The 21,998-nt window shown below is 59.5% G+C and carries 22 protein-coding genes; 10 read left to right on the forward strand and 12 right to left on the reverse strand.

Features of this window, described 5'->3' with window-relative positions; all coding sequences use genetic code 11:
• The first annotated feature begins 91 nt into the window (after positions 1-91).
• The 4 genes from B4056_RS04855 to ybiB all read left to right on the forward strand — a co-directional run bounded on the left by B4056_RS04855 (position 92) and on the right by ybiB (position 4,435).
• Positions 92-655: a helix-turn-helix domain-containing protein gene (locus B4056_RS04855; protein ID WP_094112193.1), complete on the forward strand. Its 564-nt coding sequence runs from the start codon at positions 92-94 to the stop codon at positions 653-655.
• Positions 652-1,167 carry a GNAT family N-acetyltransferase gene (locus B4056_RS04860; protein ID WP_039383382.1) on the forward strand — a complete coding sequence of 172 codons (516 nt, stop codon included), beginning with the start codon at positions 652-654 and terminating at the stop codon, positions 1,165-1,167. The genes B4056_RS04855 and B4056_RS04860 overlap by 4 nt, the downstream gene beginning before the upstream one ends.
• A gap of 92 nt (positions 1,168-1,259) precedes the next feature.
• Positions 1,260-3,395 (forward strand): ATP-dependent DNA helicase DinG, encoded by a 2,136-nt coding sequence (gene dinG / locus B4056_RS04865; protein ID WP_288653982.1) that lies wholly within the window; start codon positions 1,260-1,262, stop codon positions 3,393-3,395.
• A 71-nt stretch (positions 3,396-3,466) separates the two neighbouring features.
• Positions 3,467-4,435, forward strand: a complete 969-nt coding sequence (gene ybiB, locus B4056_RS04870; RefSeq protein ID WP_039383385.1) for a DNA-binding protein YbiB — start codon at positions 3,467-3,469, stop codon at positions 4,433-4,435.
• Between the two features lie 48 nt (positions 4,436-4,483).
• On the opposite strand, the gene B4056_RS04875 is transcribed toward ybiB, so the two are convergent.
• From B4056_RS04875 to hutH, 3 genes are all read right to left on the reverse strand, one after another.
• Positions 4,484-5,641, reverse strand: a complete 1,158-nt coding sequence (locus B4056_RS04875; RefSeq protein ID WP_071669016.1) for a M20 aminoacylase family protein — start codon at positions 5,639-5,641, stop codon at positions 4,484-4,486.
• Between the two features lie 170 nt (positions 5,642-5,811).
• A complete protein-coding gene (gene hutU / locus B4056_RS04880; RefSeq protein ID WP_094112195.1) occupies positions 5,812-7,497 on the reverse strand; it encodes a urocanate hydratase in 1,686 nt (561 codons plus the stop codon).
• Positions 7,498-7,507: 10 nt separating this feature from the next.
• Entirely contained in the window at positions 7,508-9,061 is a 1,554-nt protein-coding gene (gene hutH / locus B4056_RS04885) for a histidine ammonia-lyase (protein ID WP_288653986.1), read from the reverse strand.
• Between the two features lie 318 nt (positions 9,062-9,379).
• Here hutH and hutC point away from each other — a divergent pair, with 318 nt between their 5' ends.
• On the forward strand, positions 9,380-10,135 hold the full coding sequence (hutC, locus tag B4056_RS04890; RefSeq protein ID WP_039383392.1) for a histidine utilization repressor: 756 nt from the start codon (positions 9,380-9,382) through the stop codon (positions 10,133-10,135).
• Here the strand turns inward: hutC and B4056_RS04895 are convergent.
• Both B4056_RS04895 and B4056_RS04900 read right to left on the reverse strand, forming a co-directional pair.
• Positions 10,119-10,661, reverse strand: coding sequence for a HutD family protein (locus B4056_RS04895; protein ID WP_288653989.1), 543 nt, complete (start codon positions 10,659-10,661; stop codon positions 10,119-10,121). The two genes, hutC and B4056_RS04895, sit on opposite strands and share 17 nt — an antisense overlap.
• Positions 10,658-12,013 carry a formimidoylglutamate deiminase gene (locus B4056_RS04900; protein ID WP_288653992.1) on the reverse strand — a complete coding sequence of 452 codons (1,356 nt, stop codon included), beginning with the start codon at positions 12,011-12,013 and terminating at the stop codon, positions 10,658-10,660. The genes B4056_RS04895 and B4056_RS04900 overlap by 4 nt, the downstream gene beginning before the upstream one ends.
• Before the next feature lie 85 nt (positions 12,014-12,098).
• On the opposite strand from B4056_RS04900, the gene hutI reads away from it, so the two are divergent.
• Positions 12,099-13,316, forward strand: coding sequence for an imidazolonepropionase (gene hutI, locus B4056_RS04905; protein ID WP_288653994.1), 1,218 nt, complete (start codon positions 12,099-12,101; stop codon positions 13,314-13,316).
• Positions 13,313-14,098 carry an N-formylglutamate deformylase gene (gene hutG / locus B4056_RS04910; RefSeq protein ID WP_094111979.1) on the forward strand — a complete coding sequence of 262 codons (786 nt, stop codon included), beginning with the start codon at positions 13,313-13,315 and terminating at the stop codon, positions 14,096-14,098. Before hutI ends, hutG begins: the two co-directional genes overlap by 4 nt.
• Before the next feature lie 4 nt (positions 14,099-14,102).
• On the opposite strand, the gene B4056_RS04915 is transcribed toward hutG, so the two are convergent.
• Complete coding sequence (locus B4056_RS04915; protein ID WP_071669021.1) at positions 14,103-14,729, reverse strand: flavin reductase family protein; 627 nt, start codon at positions 14,727-14,729, stop codon at positions 14,103-14,105.
• A gap of 161 nt (positions 14,730-14,890) precedes the next feature.
• Between B4056_RS04915 and rlmF the strand changes: the two genes are divergently transcribed.
• A complete protein-coding gene (rlmF, locus tag B4056_RS04920) occupies positions 14,891-15,814 on the forward strand; it encodes a 23S rRNA (adenine(1618)-N(6))-methyltransferase RlmF (protein WP_113654878.1) in 924 nt (307 codons plus the stop codon).
• A 65-nt stretch (positions 15,815-15,879) separates the two neighbouring features.
• Here the strand turns inward: rlmF and glnQ are convergent, their stop codons facing one another.
• The 5 genes from glnQ to rhtA form a co-directional block, all read right to left on the reverse strand.
• Positions 15,880-16,602, reverse strand: coding sequence for a glutamine ABC transporter ATP-binding protein GlnQ (gene glnQ / locus B4056_RS04925; protein ID WP_039383405.1), 723 nt, complete (start codon positions 16,600-16,602; stop codon positions 15,880-15,882).
• Positions 16,599-17,258 carry a glutamine ABC transporter permease GlnP gene (glnP, locus tag B4056_RS04930; RefSeq protein WP_039383407.1) on the reverse strand — a complete coding sequence of 220 codons (660 nt, stop codon included), beginning with the start codon at positions 17,256-17,258 and terminating at the stop codon, positions 16,599-16,601. The genes glnQ and glnP overlap by 4 nt, the downstream gene beginning before the upstream one ends.
• Positions 17,259-17,344: 86 nt before the next feature.
• Entirely contained in the window at positions 17,345-18,091 is a 747-nt protein-coding gene (gene glnH, locus B4056_RS04935) for a glutamine ABC transporter substrate-binding protein GlnH (protein WP_094111980.1), read from the reverse strand.
• A 306-nt stretch (positions 18,092-18,397) separates the two neighbouring features.
• Positions 18,398-18,901 carry a DNA starvation/stationary phase protection protein Dps gene (dps, locus tag B4056_RS04940; RefSeq protein ID WP_039383410.1) on the reverse strand — a complete coding sequence of 168 codons (504 nt, stop codon included), beginning with the start codon at positions 18,899-18,901 and terminating at the stop codon, positions 18,398-18,400.
• A 305-nt stretch (positions 18,902-19,206) separates the two neighbouring features.
• Complete coding sequence (gene rhtA / locus B4056_RS04945; protein ID WP_288653998.1) at positions 19,207-20,097, reverse strand: threonine/homoserine exporter RhtA; 891 nt, start codon at positions 20,095-20,097, stop codon at positions 19,207-19,209.
• Positions 20,098-20,466: 369 nt separating this feature from the next.
• Here rhtA and ompX point away from each other — a divergent pair, with 369 nt between their 5' ends.
• On the forward strand, positions 20,467-20,979 hold the full coding sequence (ompX, locus tag B4056_RS04950; RefSeq protein WP_094111982.1) for an outer membrane protein OmpX: 513 nt from the start codon (positions 20,467-20,469) through the stop codon (positions 20,977-20,979).
• Between the two features lie 139 nt (positions 20,980-21,118).
• Here the strand turns inward: ompX and B4056_RS04955 are convergent, their stop codons facing one another.
• On the reverse strand, positions 21,119-21,310 hold the full coding sequence (locus B4056_RS04955) for a hypothetical protein (RefSeq protein WP_071669023.1): 192 nt from the start codon (positions 21,308-21,310) through the stop codon (positions 21,119-21,121).
• Positions 21,311-21,534: 224 nt separating this feature from the next.
• Here B4056_RS04955 and mntR point away from each other — a divergent pair, with 224 nt between their 5' ends.
• Positions 21,535-21,993: a manganese-binding transcriptional regulator MntR gene (mntR, locus tag B4056_RS04960; protein ID WP_039383416.1), complete on the forward strand. Its 459-nt coding sequence runs from the start codon at positions 21,535-21,537 to the stop codon at positions 21,991-21,993.
• Positions 21,994-21,998: the final 5 nt, after the last annotated feature.

Genomic DNA, 21,998 nt, shown 5'->3' on the forward strand with positions numbered 1-21,998 from the left:
AATCTTTATTTTATTGTACAACTTGAGTTTTTTCCCGATTTTCGGTTAATTCTCAAATAAGAGAGCGATTTCTCATATCTGAGAGGGCACTATGTCAGTAACTGAAACGGATAACCGGCTGGCGCTGCGGCTCGCTGAGCTTCGCGAACAGCAGGGCTGGTCGCTGGATGAACTCGCTCAGGCGACAGGCATCAGCCGGGCCTCATTGTCGCGCATTGAACGCGCTGAGACCAGTCCTACCGCAGCATTGCTTAACCGGTTATGTCGTGCTTATGGCGTGACAATGTCACGTCTGTTGCAGGAGGTCGAAGATGAGACGTTGCTGCTGATAAAAGCTGACCAGCAAACCTGCTGGCGCGATCCCGATAGCGGCTTTCAGCGTCGCACCCTTTCTCCTCCCGCAAGGCAGTTTAAAACAGAATTGATTGAAGGGGTACTCCCGCCAGGCGCACATATTTACTATGACACGCCTCCCCTTCAGGGGCTTGAGCAGCATATCTGGCTGCAGAGCGGCGGCTTAACGATCGTTATGGAGCAGCAGCGCTGGACGCTGGCTGCCGGCGATTGCCTGCGTTTTCACCTGACGGGACGCTCCGCCTTCAGCGCCGATGCGCAAGCGGGCGCCCGCTATATTCTGGCGGTATGCAAACCATGATCACGTTTTCTCAGCTTACTGCTGCCAGCGCAGCACACGCTATCGCTCCGCTGAGCGATCTGCTGCAGGCCTGTGTCGCAGACGGTGCCAGCGTGGGCTTTACCGACGCCGGCGATCGGCAGGTTATAGAGCGCTTCTGGCAGGCGAGAGCCGCTGCGCTGGCAGATGAAAGCCATATTTTGCTGGTGGCCTGGCAGGATCAGATCCCGGTGGCGACCGTAACACTAAGCGGCAGCCCGATGCCTAACGGTTATCACCGCGCAGAAATCAGCAAGCTGCTGGTGCACCCGCAGCGTCGGCGGCAGGGCATTGCGCGTCAGCTGATGCTGCAGGCGGAAGACCTGGCCCGGGCGCAGAAAAAAACGCTGCTGGTGCTGGATACCCGCAGCGGAGACGTGGCCAGCCAGCTCTATCTCTCTCTGGGCTGGCAGAGCGCCGGAGAGATACCGCACTATGCCTGCTCAACGGAAGGGGTTATGGAGGCGACCACCCTGATGTACAAACTGCTGTAACGGACAGCGGGTGCGAAAAAAGATGCGCTGAGGCTGACGCTGCCAGATTACTGTGTAAAAATACAGGCCGGATTAACTCAACAGTAATAATTATGGCTCTGACAGCAGCGATTAAAAGCCAGATTGCGCAATGGTATAAGGCGCTGCAGCAGCAGGTTCCTGACTTTATCCCGCGCGCGCCGCAGCGCCAGATGATTGCCGAAGTGGCAAAAAGTCTGGCGGGCGATGAGGGGCGCCATCTGGCTATTGAAGCCCCTACCGGCGTGGGTAAAACGCTCTCTTATCTGATCCCCGGCATTGCGGTAAGCCGTGCCGATGAAAAACGGCTGGTGATCAGCACAGCTAACGTGGCGCTGCAGGATCAGATTTTCACTAAAGATCTCCCGCTGCTGAAAAAGATCATCCCCGATCTCACCTTTACGGCGGCCTTTGGCCGCGGACGCTATGTCTGCCCGCGTAATCTGGCCGCGCTGGCCGCCAGCGACGATCAGCAGGGCGACCTGCTGTTCTATCTGGATGAAGAGGCGGTGACCGGCTCAAAAGAGGAGCAGAAAATCTGTTCCGGGCTGGAGAAAGATCTCAGCCGCCATATATGGGATGGCCTGCGCGATCACGCGGAGAAGGCGATCGATGACAGCCTGTGGCGGCGCCTCTCGACCGATAAAGCCAACTGTCTGGCTCACCACTGCCGCTGGTATCGTGAATGTCCCTTTTTTGTCGCCCGGCGCGAGATTGAACAGGCTGACGTCGTCGTCGCAAACCATGCGCTGGTAATGGCAGCTATGGAAAATGAGTCGGTGCTGCCGCCGGCAAAGCATCTGATGCTGGTACTGGATGAGGGCCACCATCTGCCGGAAGTGGCGCGTGACGCGCTGGAGATGAGCGCCGAGATCACGCCAGGCTGGAGCGGGCTGCAGCTCGATCTCTTCATACGGCTGGTGGAGACGATCATGGCGCAGTTCCGCCCCAAATCCCCCCCGCCGCTGACCAATCCTGAACGGCTCAAACAGCACTGCGAAGAGATGCGCGAGCTGCTGCAGGCGCTGAGCCAGGCGCTCAATCCGCTGCTGCCGCCCGATAATCAGCCGGGTGAGTTTCGTTTTGTGCTGGGGGAGCTGCCGGAAGCGCTGCTCACGCTCTGTGCGCGACTGTTTAAGCTTAGCGACGCGCTGCGCGGTCTGAGTGAGGGGCTGCTGAATGAGCTGGGCGAGCAGACCGGTAAGGCGGATATTATGCGCCTGCATAAAGCGATTCTGCAGCTCAACCGGCACTTTGGCTGGTTTGAAGCCATCAGTAAACTCTGGCGGCTGGCGGCGATGGAAAAAGCCTCAAACGCGCCGGTCTCTAAATGGGTTACGCGTGAACTGCGCGAGGGGCAGGCGCACCTGCTGTTTCACTGCGCCGGGATCCGCGTCAGCGACCAGCTGGAGAAGCTGCTGTGGCGTAAAATTCCGCATGTGGTCGTGACATCAGCCACGCTGCGTTCGCTCAGCAGCTTCAGCCGCCTGCAGGAGATGTCGGGACTGAGTGAGAAAGCGGGCGATCGTTTCGTGACGCTCGATTCTCCGTTCAATCATGTCGACCAGGGCAAGCTGGTGATCCCGCAGATGCGCTATGAGCCGCTGCTGGCAAACGAAGCTGAGCACATCGCCGAAATGGCGCGCTTTTTCCGCCAGCAGATGGCGGAAGGGGAACATAAAGGCGTGCTGGTGCTGTTTGCCAGCGGACGGGCGATGCAGCAGTTTGTTGCGCAGCTGCCGGAGCTGCGTCTCACGATGCTGGTGCAGGGCGATCAGCCGCGCTCCCGGCTGGTGACGCTGCATCGCGAACGGGTGGCCGCAGGAAACAGCAGCATTCTGGTGGGCCTGCAGTCGTTTGCCGAAGGGCTCGATCTTAAAGGCGATCTGCTGTCGCAGGTGCATATTCATAAAATCGCTTTCCCGCCGGTAGACAGTCCGGTAATTTTGACCGAAGGCGAGTGGCTGAAAAGCCTGCGCCGCTATCCGTTTGAAGTCCAGAGCCTGCCCAGCGCCTCGTTTACGCTGATACAGCAGGTCGGGCGCCTGATCCGTAGTCATCACTGTTTTGGTGAGATTGTGATCTACGATCGCCGTCTGCTCAGCAAAAGCTACGGCAGCCGGCTGCTGGCGGCGCTGCCGGTGTTTCCGATCGAGCAGCCTGCGGTGCCGGAAGAGAAAAAAAGCGCCAGGCGCAAACGAAAAGCCTGAGTAGCCGCGCTGAGCGGCTACTCGTTCCGGCCGCCGCACTGCGGCGCGCCCAGAAAGCAGGAAGCGTAACTATGGAACTGAATAAAATTATTAAAGAGATCGGGCGCGGTAAAAACCATGCGCGCGATATCGATTTCGACACTGCGGTGGCGCTCTACAGCGCCATGCTGGCAGACGAGGTGCCGGAGCTGGAGCTGGGTGCGATCCTGATTGCGCTGCGGATTAAAGGCGAAGGAGAAGCGGAGATGCGCGGTTTCTATCACGCCATGCAACAGCGTATGCTGCGGCTGCAGGCGCCGGCCGGCCGGCCGATGCCGATTGTGATCCCCAGCTATAACGGCGCGCGCCGTCAGGGCAATCTGACGCCGCTGCTGGCGCGGCTGCTGGTAAAACTGGGCTTTCCGGTGCTGCTGCACGGCGTCAGCGAAGACGCCACGCGCGTAACCAGTGAAGCGGTGCTTGCCGCATCAGGCATCGCGGCGGTAACGACCGCCGCGCAGGCGCAGGCAGCGCTGGATAACGGCGAGCTGGCGTTTATCACCATCGATAACCTCTGTCCGCCTGTGGCCAGACAGCTGGCGCTGCGCTGGCGGATGGGCGTACGCAACAGTGCGCATACGCTGGCAAAGCTGGCCACGCCGTTTGCCGAACGCGCCGCGCTGCGTCTTGCCAGCGTGTCGCATCCTGAATATGTGCCGCGCGTCGGCGCATTTTTCCAGGCGATAGACGCGCCCGCTATTCTGCTCAACGGCACGGAAGGCGAGGTGTATGCCAGTCCGCTGCGCTGTCCGGCGATCAACTATATTGCCGGCGCAGCGGGTGAGGCGCAGATCTGGGTTGAGCGGCAGCCGGAGCGTGTGGAAGCGCTGCCGGAGAACAAACAGGCTGAAACCACCGCGCGCTGGAGTGATGAGGTGCTGAACGGCACGCGTGCCGTGCCGCAGTCGCTGCGGCTGCAGCTCGCCTGCTGCCTGGTGGCAACGGGTGAAGCGGCAAACTTATCTGCTGCTGAGATCAGGCTGCAGCAGGCGGGCATGTAAGCGCGGTGCAGGGCGTGCTGCGCACCCGGTTTAGCAGACGGCAGCGGCTCAGCGTTTCGCCAGTACGCTCTCCACCAGTTTCTGCCAGAAAGTAATCCCCACCGGCAGCAGCGCATCATTAAAATCGTAGCTGGCGTTATGCAGCGGCGCAGAAGGCACCTCGCCGTCGGCGCCCAGCCAGAAGTAGGCGCCCGGACAGGCTTCCAGCATACAGGCGAAATCTTCTGACGCCATCGACGGGCTGCACGCCCATTTTACCTGCGCGTCCCCCAGCATCTGCTCCGCCACCTCGCGCACCTGCTGTGCCGGGGCAGGGTGATTTGCGGTCACCGGATAGCCGGGATACCAGTGAATGTCACCGCTGACGCCAAACGGTCGCGGCAGCGCGGTCACAAACTCTTCAATCAGGCCGCGCACCCGCTCGCGCACCTCCGGCTGCAGACAGCGTACCGTGCCGCGCAGCGTGATCTGCTCCGGGATGACGTTAATCGCCTCGCCGCCGTGGATCTGCGTCACGCTCACCACGGCGGACGCCAGCGGCGAAAGGCGGCGTGAAGGGATGGTCTGCAGCGCCAGCACCAGCTCAGCCGCCACGACCATCGGATCGGCGCCGCTTTCCGGCATGGCCGCATGACAGCTGCGGCCGGAAAGGGTGATCTCAAAGGAGTCGAGCGACGCCATCATCGCCCCCGGATTCACCGCCAGCGTGCCGAGCGGCAGTCCGGGCCAGTTGTGCATCGCATAGACGGCATCCATAGGGAAGCGCGAGAAAAGACCTTCTTCTACCATGCGGCGTGCGCCGCCGAGGTTCTCTTCGGCGGGCTGAAACAGAAAGTGGATGGTGCCGCTGAAATCGCGCGTGGCGGCGAGCTGGCAGGCGGCGGCCAGCAGAATAGCGGTATGGCCGTCGTGACCGCAGGCGTGCATCACGCCGGGCCGGGTCGATTTCCACGCCGCGCTGCCTTTTTCTGTGATCGGCAGCGCATCCATATCAGCGCGCAGCCCAATCACCGGCCCCGGACCGTTCTCCAGCGTACCAATGACGCCGGTGCCCGCTATGCCGCGGAATACCTGAAGCCCGGCCTGCTCCAGTACGCGGGCGACCAGCTCGCTGGTCTGCTGTTCCTGATAGCCCAGCTCAGGCAGTTGATGTAACTGATGACGCCAGTTAAGGGCATTTTCCAGCAGGAGAGCAGGCAGACTCATAACAGAGGGCTCCGTTTGCAACGCGCGCCAGCGCAGGGGATAAGTCATCACTGTAGTGATATGTCGCCGGAGCGTCTATCGCTAAAAGGAATAATTTTGCTATAGATTATATCCTTGTGGAATATACAACCCTCCCTGATAGCGGCTACGCTTCCCTGCGTAAACGGCCGTTACGTTAGCATCGGCAGGTTCAGCCCGTGCCGCACGGCGCACGCCTGCGCCTGCGCGTAGCCGGCATCGGCATGGCGCATTACCCCGGTGGCCGGGTCATTCCACAAAACGCGCGCCAGCCGTGCATCCGCCTCCGGCGTACCGTCACAGACAATTACGACGCCGGCGTGCTGGGAAAAACCCATGCCGACGCCGCCGCCATGATGCAGGCTGACCCAGGTGGCGCCACCGGCCGTATTCAGCAGCGCGTTAAGCAGCGGCCAGTCAGAGACCGCGTCCGAGCCGTCGCGCATCGCTTCCGTTTCGCGGTTAGGCGATGCCACCGAACCGCAGTCGAGATGATCGCGGCCAATCACCACCGGCGCTTTCAGCTCGCCTCTGCGTACCATCTCGTTGAACGCCAGCGCGGCCAGATGGCGTTCGCCCAGTCCGAGCCAGCAGATACGGGCGGGCAGGCCCTGAAAAGCGATACGCGCCTGCGCCATGTCGAGCCAGCGATGCAGATTGAGGTTATCCGGAAACAGCGACTTTAATTTTGCGTCCGTTTTATAAATGTCTTCCGGATCGCCCGAGAGCGCCACCCAGCGAAACGGGCCTTTGCCCTCGCAGAACAGCGGGCGGATATAGGCGGGAACAAAACCAGGGAAGTCAAAAGCGTTGCTGACCCCCTCGTCCAGCGCCACCTGCCGGATATTATTGCCGTAGTCCACGGTCGGCACGCCCATATGGTGAAAATCGAGCATGGCCCGGACGTGCACCGCCATGGAGGCGCGCGCCGCCTGTTCAACGCCTTTCGGATTGCGCTGGCGCTCCGCCTGCCAGCGTGCCACCTCCCAGCCCTGCGGCAGATAGCCGTTGACCGGATCGTGCGCAGAAGTCTGATCGGTCACGATATCGGGGCGTATGCCGCCGGCGCGGGCGCGGTTTACCAGCTCCGGCAGGATCTCCGCCGCATTGCCCAGCAGGCCGACAGAGATCGCCTCTTTTGCCGCCGTGGCCTGTTCAATCAGCGCCAGCGCCTCATCCAGCGTACGCGCTTTGTGATCGAGATAGCGGGTGCGCAGGCGAAAATCGATGCGCGACTCCTGGCACTCAATCGCTAATACGCAGGCACCCGCCAGCACGCCGGCCAGCGGCTGTGCGCCGCCCATGCCGCCGAGGCCCGCGGTGAGGATCCAGCGACCGGCAAGATCGCCGTTATAGTGCTGGCGGCCCGCTTCGGCGAAGGTCTCAAACGTTCCCTGCACAATGCCCTGGGCGCCAATGTAGATCCACGAGCCGGCGGTCATCTGGCCATACATCATCAGGCCGGCGCGATCCAGCTCATGAAAATGATCCCAGTTCGCCCAGTGCGGCACCAGGTTAGAGTTAGCCAGCAGCACGCGCGGTGCGTCGGCATGGGTGCGGAATACGCCCACCGGTTTACCGGACTGGATCAGCAGCGTCTCATCCGGCTGCAGCAGGCGCAGCGAGCGCAGGATCTGCTCAAAACAGGGCCAGTTACGTGCGGCTTTGCCGATGCCGCCGTAGACCACCAGATCGTCCGGACGTTCGGCGACATCGGGGTCGAGGTTATTCTGGATCATGCGCCAGGCCGCTTCGATAAGCCAGTTAGCGCAGTGCAGTTCACTGCCATGCGGGGCACGGATTTCGCGGGCCACGGCCTGCGTCAGGGTTTCGCTCATGATTCACTCCTTAGTGCTGGTTCTGGCGCTGGCTCGGCAGCAACGTTATTAGCGCGTCGGGCCACTGCGTGCCCGCAGCCCACAGACGCATCGCTTCGATATCGGGTGCCAGCAGGCGGTCGCTGGCAAGAAACGCCACCCTGCTGCGAATGCGCTGCATCTCCTGTTCAAGAATGGCCGAACTCTGCAGCGGCCGGTGAAACTCAATGCCCTGGGCTGCGGCCATCGCTTCAATGCCGACCACCGCAGCGGTGTTAAAACACATCTCCCCGAGACGGCGTGCTGCATAGGTGGCCATAGAGACGTGATCTTCCTGATTCGCTGACGTAGGCAGGCTGTCTACGCTGCCAGGGTGCGCCAGCGATTTGTTTTCTGATGCCAGCGCGGCAGCGGTCACCTGGGCAATCATAAAGCCGGAGTTGACGCCGCCATCCTGCACCAGGAAAGGTGGCAGGCCGGAGAGAGTACTGTCGAGCAGCAGCGCCAGGCGGCGCTCGGAGATAGCGCCTATTTCGGCCACGGTGAGCGCAATAATGTCAGCCGCAAACGCCACCGGCTCGGCGTGGAAGTTGCCCCCGGAGATCACTTCACCGCTGTCGCTGAAAACCAGCGGGTTATCGGAGGCGGCATTGGCCTCAATCTGCAGGACGCGCGCGGCGTGGCTGAGATTATCAAGGCAGGCCCCCATCACCTGCGGCACGCAGCGGACAGAGTAGGGATCCTGGACGCGTCCGCAGTGGGTGTGCGACTGCAGGATCCCGCTGCCGCTGAGCAGCGAGCTGACGGCGGCGGCGACAGCGATCTGGCCAGGCTGGCCGCGCGCCTGATGAATGCGCGCATCATAGGGTTTAACCGAGCCTTTAATCGCCTCCAGCGAGAGCGCGCCCGCCATCAGTGCAGCAGCAAAGAGATTTTCCGCTTCAAACAGGCCGCGCAGCGCCAGAGCAGTTGAGACCTGGGTCCCGTTCAGCAGCGCCAGCCCCTCTTTTGGCCCGAGCACAACCGGCGTCAGCCCGGCGCGCGCCAGGCCTTCCGTTGCCGGTCGCCGTTCACCGGCAATGCGCACCTCGCCTTCACCCAGCAGCATCAGCGACAGGTGTGCCAGCGGAGCCAGATCGCCAGACGCGCCCACTGAGCCTTTGGCCGGAATAGAGGGCATAACGCCAGCGTTAAACAGCGCCAGCAGGGCATCCACCAGCTCAATACGGACGCCGGAATGACCGCGCGCCAGACTGATGATCTTGCTGGCAACCATCAGACGCGTGACGTTATCCGGCAGCAGATCGCCGAGGCCAACGCTGTGCGACAGCACCAGGTTACGCTGCAGCTCAGCCAGGCGGGCAGCGGGAATTTGCGTCTGTGCCAGCTTGCCAAAGCCGGTATTGATGCCATACACCACGCTGCCGGACGCGACGATATCGTCGACGGTCGCATGGGCGCGGTGAATAGCACTGCGCGCCGCTGGCGTCAGCTGTAACGTCACCGGCTGCTGATAGATAGTGCGCAGGGTCGCGAGATCCACCTCACCGGGTTCCAGGCAGATTTCCTGCAGTGCATGCGACATGATCTACTCCTGTATATACAAGTAAGTGGCGGGAAAAGTCACGCTTCTTAACGCCATGCGTCAGGTTACTTCACCCGCGGTAAAACGAGTGAAGCACAGGTTTGTTATTCCTGTCTATACAAGTAGCAAGCGCTATGCCAGTTTCACTGCAATTTGTGAAATGTGCCGCACTGCGGGCAGGCAGGCTAATCAGCCAGCCTGCTGCACGCTAAAGCAGCAGCCTCTGCACCCGCAGCCGCTGCGCTGCACTACTGCATGTCTATACATCTGCCTGGCGGAACAGTAAACTTTCCTTCTCAGAGCAGAAAGGAACAGCAGATGACCGAGCAAACGGCACTGGCGCAGTTAGCCGCCGCAATGGGCGATGAACCGGCACCGATTTACCAGCGCGTTAAACAGGCGATTATCAGCCAGATCCGCGCGGGAGAGTGGAAAGCCAGGCAGCGTGTGCCCTCCGAGAGCGAGCTGGTCAGCGAGCTGGGCGTGAGCCGGATGACCATCAACCGCGCGCTGCGTGAACTCACCGCCGAGGGCTACCTGCTGCGTATGCAGGGGGTGGGCACCTTTGTCGCGGAGATGAAAGGCTACACGGCGATGCTGGAGGTGCACAATATTGCGGATGAGATTGCGCAGCGCGGTCATCAGCACCGCTGCCAGATCCTGACCCTGACGCAGGGGCGGGCGGATCCGGAGCAGGCGGCGCTGCTGGGGATGCGCACCGGCCAGCCGCTGTTTCATTCGCTGATGGTGCATTACGAAAACGATCTGCCGGTACAGCTGGAAGATCGCCTGGTGAACCCGCAGATGGCGCCGGACTACCTGAAGCAGGATTATCACAGCGTTACCCCTTATACCTATCTGATGCGGGTCGCGCCGCTGACCGCCGGCGAGCATATTGTTGAGGCGGTACTGCCCGATTTGCGCCAGCGCAGGCATCTCGCGCTGGAGGAGCACGAACCCTGCTTATTGATTCGGCGGCAGACGTGGAGCGACAGTAAGATCGTGACCTATGCGCGGCTGCTCTATCCCGGATCGCGCTATAAGCTGCTGGGACGTTTTAAAGGACACGGCTGAGCCGGCACCAGAGCAGCAGGGCATCGCAGCTCTGCGGTGTCAGCGTCAGTGGCTCATCCAGCCACCAGATCCCCTGCGTCTGGTGCAGGACCTCGCCGGAGGCGTACTGCCACGCACCGGCTAACACATACGCCACCCCGTGCCGGCTCTGCTGCGGTGCCTGCTGCAGGATGCTGACCTCCGCCCGCCAGCTGTCGCGGCGGGTCATGATATTGAAATCGCTGCAGCGGCCGTGCACTGTCGCCTGCACCGGGGCTTCTCCGGTGAAGCGCCACGGCTGACAGGGCTGCAGCCGGTGCGTCAGCCCGCCGCTCTGCAGCAGCGGGCTGTCGCCCTGCAGCAGGGTAATCACCCGATCCACGCCAGGAAACAGCGAAAAAGGGCCGCTGGCGTCAAGCGTGGCGATGCTGGCCCGCCAGGCGAAATCCGCTGCGCCGGGGGGAAAGCTGACGATTTCGCGCGTCTCGCCGCCGCCGTTGCGCCAGCGGCTGACCGGCAGCGCGTCGTGGCAAAAGCGGCGGATCACTGCAGCGCCCGCAGCGCGTCGGCAACGCGGATGGCCGCCTGCGTCTCTTCTGCATGCTGGCCGTCAGCGATCACCTGCCGGCCGGCGACAAACGTATCGCGGATCCCGCTGCGCGCGCCGGCAAACAGCCAGCGATTGAGCAGCGCATCGGAAGGGGTTGCGCTGAGCAGCGGGTCGTCGCACAGTACCAGCCAGTCGGCGCGCAGGCCGGGTGCCAGCACGCCGCTGCGGATGCCGCACGCCTGAGCGCCTCCGACCGCAGCCTGCTGCCACAGCAGATCGCCTACCGACGGCTGCTGCGGCAGCGCCAGACGGTTGCGCCGCCTGTCGCGCAGCCGCTGCCCGTACTCCAGCCAGCGCAGCTCCTCACGGGCGCTGACCGAGACGTGGCTGTCAGAGCCGATCCCCCAGCGTCCGCCCCGGGCAATATAGGTACTCGCCGGAAAAATACCGTCGCCGAGGTTGGCTTCAGTCGTCGGGCATAATCCCGCAACGGCACCGCTGGCGGCGAGCTGCTGCAGCTCGCTCTCATCCGGATGGGTGGCGTGGATCAGGCACCAGCGTGCATCAACGTTAAAGCGGCGCATCAGCCAGGCGATGGGACGCTCACCGCTCCACGCCAGGCTGTCGCTGACCTCTTTTTCCTGCTCGGCAATGTGGATATGGACCGGCAGATCGCCCGGCGCTGCGGCCAGCACGTCGTGCATCTGCGCTTCGCTGACCGCGCGCAGCGAATGAAAACAGACGCCGTAGTTCAGCAGCGGTTTATCTGCGCAGACCGCGGCCACGCGCTGCAGCTGCTGCAGATAAGCGCCGGTCTGCTGGATAAAACGGCGCTGTCCGGCGCTGGCGGGCTGTGCGCCAAAACTGCTGTAGCTGTAAAGCACCGGCAGCAGCGTCTGGCCGATGCCGGTGCGCTCAGCGGCCAGCATCAGCTGCTGCAGCATGGCATCATCCGGATAGGGCTGGCCCTGCGGATCGTGATGCAGATAGTGAAACTCAGCAACCTGACTGTAGCCCCCTTTCAGCAGCTCAATATAGAGCCAGGTCGCAATGTCGCCCACCTGCTGCGGCGTCAGCCGCGCTACCATGCGATACATCAGCTCGCGCCAGGTCCAGAAGCTGTCCTGCGGATCGCCCGCCACCTCAGCCAGTCCCGCCATCGCGCGCTGAAAAGCGTGCGAGTGCAGGTTGGTCATGGCGGGAATGACGGCCCCCGCCAGCGGTATAGCAGCGCCCGGCGCGCTCTCTGGCGTAACGCGGGTGATAAAACCGGCGTCGCTGACCTCCAGCGTCACGTGGCTGTGCCAGCCATCTGCCAGCTGAGCGCGCGGGGCAAAATAGGTGGTCATGGTTGATCCTTCAGGCTGGAAAGTTGTATATACATATACATACTTTAACCGGGCGTGTAAATCGCCCGTACGCAGGGAACAGGGCATGAGAGACGCGAAGCAGATCGACAGCCTGTGGCTGGGCGCAGATATCGTTACGCTGCGCGACGGGCGCTACAACATCATCACCGATGGCGCGCTGGCCGTGGATAACGGCGTACTGATATGGGTCGGAGCGCGCAGTGAACTGCCGGCATTTGCGCCGCGTCAGCGGCATACGTTTAGCGGCGGCATCATCACGCCGGGGCTGGTGGATTGCCATACGCATCTGTTGTTCGCCGGCGATCGCAGCGCGGAATTTGAGCAGCGTCTCAACGGTGCCAGCTATGCAGAAATTGCTGCGCAGGGCGGCGGTATTCTCGCCACGGTACGCGCCACGCGGTCCGCCTCACAGGAGGCGCTGGTGGCGTCAGCGCGCGGGCGGCTGGCGCATCTGCTGGCGGAGGGCGTCACCACGGTAGAAATCAAATCGGGTTACGGGCTTGATGAAGAGAGCGAACTGAAAATGCTGCGGGCCATACGCCAGCTGGCAGCCGGCGTGCCGGCTGATGTCATCGCAACCTGCCTGGCCGCACATGCGATCCCGCCGGCGTTTCACGCCAATCCGCAGGGCTGGATCGATATTATCTGCCAGCGGCTGCTGCCGCGGGTAAGAGAGGAGGGGCTGGCGGATGCGGTGGATGCGTTCTGTGAACATCTGGCGCTGTCGCCTGCGCAGGTCAGCGCGGTGTTTGATGCGGCGCGCGCGCTGGATCTGCCGGTCAAACTGCACGCTGAGCAGCTCTCGGCGCAGGGCGGGGCGGCGCTGGCCGCACGCTATGGCGCGCTCTCCGCTGACCATCTGGAGTACGCCAGCGAGGAGGATGTCCGCGCGATGGCAGAGCATGGCACCGTTGCTGTGCTGCTGCCGGGAGCGTTCTATCTGCTGCGCGAAACGCAGCGGCCACCGGTCGCGCTGTTCCGCCGCTACGGCGTCCCGATGGCGCTCGCCAGCGATGCTAATCCAGGGACATCACCCGCGCTTTCACTGCGGCTGATGATGAATATGGGCTGTACGCTGTTTGGCATGACGCCGGAGGAGGCGCTGGCGGGGGTGACGCTGTGGGGCGCGAAAGCGCTGGGTCTGCAGCAGACGCACGGCTCACTGGAGGCGGGCAAAGTCGCCAGCTTTGTTCACTGGCCGCTGACGCGTCCGGGCGAGCTGGCTTACTGGCTGGGCGGCGAATTGCCGTGCCGGGTTATCTATCGTGGAGAAGCACAATGAGCTTTGATTTTATACCGGGCAGGCTGCCGCTGCTGATCTCAATACCGCATGCCGGTACGCAGCTTACGCCGGAGGTTGAGGCGGGGCTGAGCGACGCGGCACGCCCGCTGCCGGACACCGACTGGCATCTGCCGCAGCTGTACGATTTTGCGCAGGATATTGGCGCCAGCGTGCTGACCGGACGCTATTCCCGTTTCGTTATCGATCTCAACCGGCCGCCTGACGACCGGCCGCTCTATACCACCGCCACTACCGGACTCTGGCCAGAGACGCTGTTTGACGGCACGCCGGTGTTCAGACCGGGCATGACGCCGGATCGGGCGACGCGTCAGCGCTATCTGCAGACCCTCTGGCAGCCCTATCATCAGCAGCTGCAGCAGGAGCTGGCGCGCCTGAAAGCGCAATATGGCTATGCGCTGCTGTTTGATGCGCACTCTATCGCTTCACGGGTGCCCCGGCTGTTCAGCGGCGTGTTGCCCGATCTGAACCTGGGAACCAGTGATGGCGCCAGCTGCTCAGCGGCGGTGAGCGACGCGCTGGGGCAGGTGTGTAAGGCTCAGCAGCGCTATAGCTGGGTGCTGAATGGCCGTTTTAAAGGCGGTTATATTACGCGCGCCTATGGTCAGCCGGCGCAGGGCGTCGAGGCGGTACAGCTGGAGCTGGCGCAGCACAACTATATGGATGAGTCGCTGACTTTTGCCTGGCAGCCAGCGCGCGCCTCACAGCTGCAGCCGGTGCTGCAGCAGCTGATCGGCGCGCTGCTGGCGGCAGGAAAGCGTTAAACGCTTACCGCTTACGCGCGTCCGGGCGGACCAGATCAAAACGCTGCGCCTCACTGATGCCGTAATAGGCAGAAGGCCCCCCGGCGCGCAGAATCGGCTGCGCTCTGGCGGTCTGGTAAATGCCATCCTCCAGCAGAGCCTCATCAATATGAATGGCGACCGCTTCACCCAGCACCAGCCAGCTCTCCAGCTCCCCGCCCTGCGCATCCTGCAGCCGGATCAGCTGCGTCAGGCGACACTCAAAGTTAACCGGGCTCTCTGCCACCATGCTGCAGTCGATATGGGAAGCGGCAACCGGCGTCAGGCCCGCGAGCGCGAACTCATCGCTGCTGACCGAGGCGGAGCTTTCGTTCATCGCTTCCGCCAGCGGACGCGTGGCCAGATTCCAGACAAACACCTTGCTTTCGCTGATGTTCTGCACGCTGTCTTTCCAGCCGCTGCTGGCAAAGCCGATGATCGGAGGCTGGTAATTAAAACAGTTAAAAAAGCTGTACGGCGCAAGATTATCCTGGCCGCTGCCGCTCCGGGAGCTGATCCAGCCAATCGGACGCGGACCGATAATGGCGTTCAGCGGATCGTGGGGCAGGCCGTGTCCGGTCCGGGGCTGGTAACTGTAGCGATGGCGCGTCATAAAAACTCCTGAGTCAGGGTGAAGGCACGTCGCGGCAGGCGGCGTGCATTGCAGTAAAAGGGTTCGCAGAGAGTCTGGTGTAAACGTAAAATTGCGGTAAGCGGATTGTGCGCTGGCGGCAGCCGGAGTATCTTACGCCCGCCTTACTTTCCGGAGAGACTATGAATAAGCCAGCCGCCAGTGCGCCCTTTCATCCGCGTAATCGCCATCAGGGGCGTTACGATTTTCCTGCGCTGATTGCCGCGCATCCGCCGCTTGCGCCGAAGGTTCGTCCTAACGGTCACGGCGAGCAGTCGATCGATTTCGCCGATCCGCAGGCGGTAATGCTGCTTAATCAGGCGCTGCTGAAGCTCTTTTATAACCTTAACTGGCAGCTGCCGGAAGGGTATCTGACGCCGCCGGTACCGGGGCGTGCTGATTACGTTCACGCGCTGGCCGATCTGCTGGCGGGTGATAACGGCGGGGCGATCCCGCGCGATCTGGACGTCATGGATATTGGCTGCGGCGCCAACTGCATTTATCCCCTGATTGGCCACGCCGAGTATGGCTGGCGTTTTACCGGTACGGATACCAGCGCTGAGGCGATTACCGCCGCCAGCCAGATTGTGGCGGGTAATCCCGGCCTGCAGCGTGCGGTACGTCTGCGTCGCCAGAAACAGCCGCAGGCGATTTTCAGCGGCGTGATCCATAAAAATGAGCGCTACCATGCCGTGATGTGCAATCCGCCGTTTCACGCATCGGCAGCTGATGCTGCAGCGGGCAGCCAGCGCAAAGTACGCAATCTGGGACTGAAGCAGAACGCGCCGCTCAATTTTGGCGGTCAGCAGACTGAGTTATGGTGTGAAGGGGGCGAGCTGGCGTTTATCGGCAGAATGATCGATGAGAGCGTCGCGCAGGGCAGCAGCATTGTCTGGTTTACGTCGCTGGTTTCGCGAAAAGAGAACTTACCGGCGCTGCGCGATCGGCTTGCGGCGGAGGACTGTGAGGTGCGCATCGTCAATATGGCGCAGGGTCAGAAACAGAGCCGCTTCCTCGCCTGGAGCTTTATGACGCCCGCCACCCGCGCGCAGCGGATGAAGCGCTAAGCGTATCACCCGATAAAAAGGCCGCCCGGTTACCCGGGGCGGCCTTATTCAGCGCGCGCAGCGCGTCAGGAAACGTGCTGCAGGAACTCGCGCAGACGTTCGCTTGGCGGCGCGGTAATCAGGGTATCCGGATCGCCATCTTCCGCAATCGTACCTTTATCAATGAAGATCAGGCGCGACGCGACTTTCTGTGCAAACCCCACTTCATGCGTGACGATCACCATCGTCATGCCTTCCTCGGCCAGATCCTGCATCACTTTCAGAACTTCATGACGCAGCTCCGGATCGAGCGCGGAGGTCGGCTCATCAAACAGCATCATTTTTGGCTTCACGGCCAGCGCCCGCGCAATGGCCACGCGCTGCTGCTGACCGCCGGAGAGTTCAGCCGGAAAATGATGCGCCCGTTCCGCCAGACCCACTTTGCCCAGCAGCTCGCGCGCCAGCCTGTGGGCCTCCTCTTTTTTCGCGCCGCGGACGCGAATCGGACCAAAGGCGACGTTATCCAGCGCGCTCATCTGCGGAAACAGATGAAACTGCTGAAACACCATACCCGCTTCCTGACGGATCAGCCGCTCATCAACTTTCGGATCGTTGACTTTCATGCCGTCCACAATCAGTTCGCCGCTGGTGATCTCTTCCAGTTTGTTGATACAGCGCAATAGCGTGGATTTACCGGAGCCGGAAGGACCGATAATCACCACCACTTCGCCCTGATTAATTTTCAGATTGATGTCGTGCAGAACCTGCGTCTGACCGAAATTTTTAGAGACGTTTTTAAATTCAATCACAGGATTTTCACCCTTTTCTCAATACGGCGCAGCACAAAGCTCAACACCAGCGTAATAATCAGATAGATAATGGCAACCGCGCTCCAGATCTCCAGCGCACGGAAGTTACCGGCAATAATCTCCTGGCCCTGTCGCGTCAGTTCCGCCACGCCGATAACAATAAACAGCGACGTATCTTTAATACTGACAATCCACTGGTTGCCCAGCGGCGGGAGCATACGGCGCAGGGCCAGCGGCATAATCACATAGCGCAGGGTCTCGCGGCGTGACAGGCCCAGTGCCAGTCCCGCTTCGCGAAAGCCTTTGTTGATAGAGAGCACGGCGCCGCGCGTAATCTCAGCAATATAGGCGCCTGAGTTGATCATGATGGTGACGACTGCCGCCGTGAAAGGATCGATGCGCAGATCGGGAAAAGCCATTGGCAGCGCAAAGTAAATAAACATGACCTGCACAACAATGGGCGTGCCGCGGATCAGCTCAATAAATACCAGCGCGACGTTATTGGTGATCCAGCCACCGTAGGCGCGGGCAAAGCCAGCTACCAGGCCGATAATCAGGCCGCCTATCAGGCCAAGAACGGAAATCAGCAGGGTCATTTTGGCGCCTTCGATCAGAATCGGCAGGGCTGGCCAGATGACGCTCCAGTCAAACTCCATGGTGTTACTCCGGAATATGTTGCAATGGAAAAGGTAAAAGCAGGGCGCAAAGGGCGCCCTGCTGCATAAGCCCGCTTATGCAGGCATTATTTTGGCTCAGTACCGAACCATTTTTTATAGATTGTGTTGTACGTACCGTTGTCGCGCAGCGTTTTCAGCGCGCCGTTGATTTTGTCACGCAGTTCATCACTGCCTTTTGGCAGCGCCACACCATACTGCTGAGCTTCAATCGACTCGCCGACCGCTTTGAAACGACCTTTGCCGGCGGTGTTGATAAAGTAGAGAATATTCGGCGTATCGTGCAGCACGGCGTCGGCGCGATTGGTTCCCAGCTCCATATAGGCGTTATCGATATTCGGGAACTGACGCAAATCTTTGGTCTTGATATGCGCTTTGGCGTAGTCCACTGAACCGGTTCCGCTTTTTACCGCAACGGTTTTGCCGTTGAGATCGTCGATGCCTTTAATGTCATTTTCGTTATTACGTACCATCACCAGCAGACCGCTTTTATAGTAGCCATCAGAAAAGTCGATAGCTTTTTTACGTTCGTCAGTAATGGTAATACCGGCCAGCGCCAGATCGACATTTTTGGTTTGCAGAGCCGGAATAATACCGCTGAAATCCATTGGCTTCAGGGTGTAATCAAGCTTCAGCTCTTTTGCCACCGCATCCCAGAGGTCGATATCAAAACCCACATATTTGTCGCCCTGCTTAAACTCAAAAGGAACAAATGCGGTGTCGGTTGCGACAATCAGTTTTTTATCTGCGGCAGTAGAAGAAAGAGAAAAGGCCAGCGCCAGCGCGGCCACAGAGACGTTAAACAGAGACTTCATCATTTTATCCTTTATTGCTCTGCAGACCTGATGGTCTGCACTACGGCTGTCATATGAAAAAATTATGCCAACTTTAATAACAGCCCGAAATTACCGGCAGCAGGGCTGTCAGCTGACACGATTTTGCAGAAAAATGAGCATTTGCACCGTTTGTGGGCACTATTATGGTGCATGCGACATTTTTGGTGCAGCCACAGTGTGCATCAGGATAATCACAAGGAAAGGGTGGGATGAAAGAAGTGTTAACGGGGTCAAAAAAGCGGGGCTGAAGCAATAAAAAAAGGCGGGTTAACCCGCCTCTGATAATTATTCAATATTCGCTTCGATAAACCACAGGAACTTGTCGAGGTCACGGGACGCTGCGGTAAAGATATCGGCAGTATCTTCATCTTTGACTTCGGTGATCGCTTTGCGGGTATCATTAGCCACAATGGCGTAGCGATCGGCCAGCGCTTTCAGGTGATCCTGAACGCTGTGAATGTTCAGCGGATAGCTCTGCAGCGGCGTTTTATCATTCACGACCTGCGTGGTACCCAGCGCTACGCCACCCAGCTGGATCACGCGCTCAGCGATGGTGTCCTGATGTTCGGTGATAGCAGCACGGAAACCATCCAGCATCTCATGCACGCCAATAAAGTTTGCGCCACGCATGTTCCAGTGCGCCTGTTTGGTGATCAGGGACAGGTCAATGAATTCCACAACCAGACGGTTGAGCACCTCAATGGTGGCTTTCTTTTCGCTGTCAGCCACATCATTGCGGGTGTAAATCAGATCGGAAGCGTTGTTTTTAACCAGTTTTGCGGTACTCATCATTTATGTCCTCTAATTGATGTTGTCCTAATCAAGCACGGAAATAAGTATAGCAGCTGTTATAAAATATGCTGAAGCGATCTGGCCGATAGCAGAGATAGATAAAGACGTCATACAGCGTTGCGGATGCAATCATGAATTAAGTAATCATAATCAATGGTTTATTATATAGGTCTTAAAGATGTTATCTGTGTGACAAAATAATAATGGCCCGGCGATGCAATAACGGAATGATAATGATTCCGGATGCCGGCGCAGCCTGCTGAAATAACAGGCTGCGATAGACAGCGTTAATTAAGCGTAACTCAGGCGACTTCTTTCAGACGGGCTTTCTGGCGCATGGTCAGCGTGGTGCCTGCCGACGCGGCGATAATCGCCAGCAGTCCTGACCACTGCGGTAGGGTAAGCTGTTCACCCAGAAACAGCATGCCGGAAAGGGCCGCGACAGCCGGTTCGAGGCTCATCAGGGTGCCAAAGATCCGCGCCGGCAGGCGGGTCATGGCAATCATCTCCAGTGAATAGGGAATTGCGCTGGAGAGCAGGGCGATCAGCAGCGCCAGCGGCAGGATCTCCCAGTGCCAGATGCCGGGGGAGGCAAACAGCAGTCCCAGCGGCACGAAGATAACAGAAGCGATAAGCGAGCCCATTGCCACCGTTGCCGGGCCGTGCTCCGCGCCGGCACGCTGTCCGGAGAGGATATAGATTGCCCAGCAGACGCCGGCACCTACTGCCAGCAGTGCGCCGAGCGGATCAATATGGCTGATGCCGTCACCGATTGGCAGCAGAAACCAGAGCCCGGCGACTGCCAGCGCTATCCAGAGAAAATCAAGCATGCGGCGCGCGCCTGCCAGCGCCAGCGCCAGCGGACCGAGAAACTCCAGCGCCACGCCCACACCCAGCGGGATTGTCCGCAGGGCGAGGTAAAACAGAAAGTTCATACAGCCGAGCGCCAGGCCGTAAATCAGCAGGGGTTTACGCTGCGCCGGAGTAAAGCGCAAACGCCAGGGTTTGAAAAAGAGACAAAGCAGCAGCGTACCGAGTCCGAGACGCAGCGCAGTGATGCCGGGCGCACCCGCGACGTCAAACAGCGATTTTGCCAGCGAGGCGCCACCCTGCAGCGACATCATAGCGAAGAGCAAAATCACAATGGGCAGCCATACGGGAAAGCTATTTTTACGAGAAAGAGGCGCAGACATCCTGTTGTCGATTCCGGAAATGAGGGGTGAGCGAAGGAGAGTAGCTTAAAGCAATTGCAGGCTGACGGGAAAAAATAAGGCCAGTTTCGCTTCAGAAAATGGCTAAAAAAGAGCCGTTTACAGGGCCAATTTTGTAAAGAATTGTCAGATTACTTTAGGAATTTACTTAAAGGCATTTTTTGTTTGCAGAATTATTGAACTAAAAAGGAAGGTATTTTATAAGTAAAATGAATGACATAGGAAACTTCATTAACTTTCTGTTACACCAAACAATCTCTTGGACAACAAAATCCGGGCAGAGTTTCTCCCTAACTTTTGTTATATTTTTAGCGTTGTCAGGAGAGAAGTATTTTCACATTTGAGGTGGTTATGAAAAAAATTGCATGTCTTTCAGCACTGGCTTGTGTACTGGCAGTTTCTGCTGGCTCAGCCATGGCACAGAGCACCGTTTCTGGCGGTTACGCACAGAGCGATTATCAGGGCGTTGCTAACAAAGCTAACGGCTTCAACCTGAAATACCGCTACGAAGACGGTTCAAACCCACTGGGCTGGATCGGTTCTTTCACCTACACCGAAAAAGATCGTACTGAAGATGGCGTTTACAACAAAGGCCAGTACTACGGCTTCACCGGCGGCCCGGCTTACCGTCTGAACGACTGGGCGAGCATCTACGGCGTTGTAGGTATCGGCTACGGTAAATTCCAGCAGAACGAATCTGCCGGTCAGTCTAAATCTGACAGCAGCGACGTAGGCATCGCTTACGGCGCAGGTATGCAGTTCAACCCAATTGAAAACGTTGCACTGGACGTGGGCTACGAGCAGAGCCGCATCCGCAACGTTGACGTAGGCACCTGGATCGCTGGCGTCGGCTATAGCTTCTAAGTTTAGCTTAGACCAGAGTTGCACATGAAACGGTCCCGCAGGGGGCCGTTTTTTTTTTGCCTGAAGAGGGTGCCGGTGCAGCAGAGCAGAAAGACAAAAACCCGCCATCGGGCGGGTTAAGCAGTAGCCTTGCGGGCTTTCAGCCGCGCCAGATAATCTGGTTGCACGGGCGTTCGCACTTTTTGCCTGCGAGCTTTTCCAGCAGCATCAGGCGGAGCGCAAAGGGCGAGCGGCTGAACAGGCAGAGCAGCGATTTGATATCAAAAGCGGGCTTGCGCTGAGCGGCTTGCGGGCATTTGCCGCAATCAAGGCAGTTTTTCAGGGTGCTCATCTTCACCTCCCCATGAATAACAGATGATGCGTAAGCGCTGGTGCGTACCGGACATTGCTGCCTTTTCACGCTTTTCGCTTACATCATGTACAAAGATAGCATTGGCTATACTCTTTAGCCAACACTATTCATGAAAAATTTGTGCTTATTTGCGCCTAGTTTACAATGAGCGCAGCCAGTCCGCACGGCAGGTAAGGTGCGGCAGATAATAAAGAGGAAGCTTAATGAGTCGTCGTGCGAAAAATGCCATCAATACCCCTCAGGGGCCGCTTAAGGATATTGAGGAGCATGTTGAAGGCTTTCGTCAGGTGCGCGAAGCTCATCGTCGTGAATTGATTGATGATTACGTCGAGCTGATCTCCGATCTCATTCGTGAATTTGGTGAGGCGCGTCAGGTGGATATGGCGGCGCGCCTTGGCGTATCGCAGCCTACCGTGGCAAAAATGCTGAAGCGCCTGAGCACCACCGGCCTGGTAGAGCAGGTGCCCTATCGTGGCGTCTTCCTGACGCCGGAAGGTGAAAAACTCGCAGAGGCGAGCCGCGTTCGCCACCATATCGTTGAAACGTTTTTGCTGGCATTAGGCGTCAGCCCGGAGACCGCACGCCGCGACTCTGAAGGGCTGGAGCATCACGTCAGCGACGAAACCCTGGCCGTCTTTCAGAAATTTTATGAGAATCGCTAACTTAT

Origin of the sequence: Pantoea sp. UBA7232, assembly GCF_002473195.1 — a bacterium.
Lineage (GTDB): Bacteria > Pseudomonadota > Gammaproteobacteria > Enterobacterales > Enterobacteriaceae > Pantoea > Pantoea eucrina.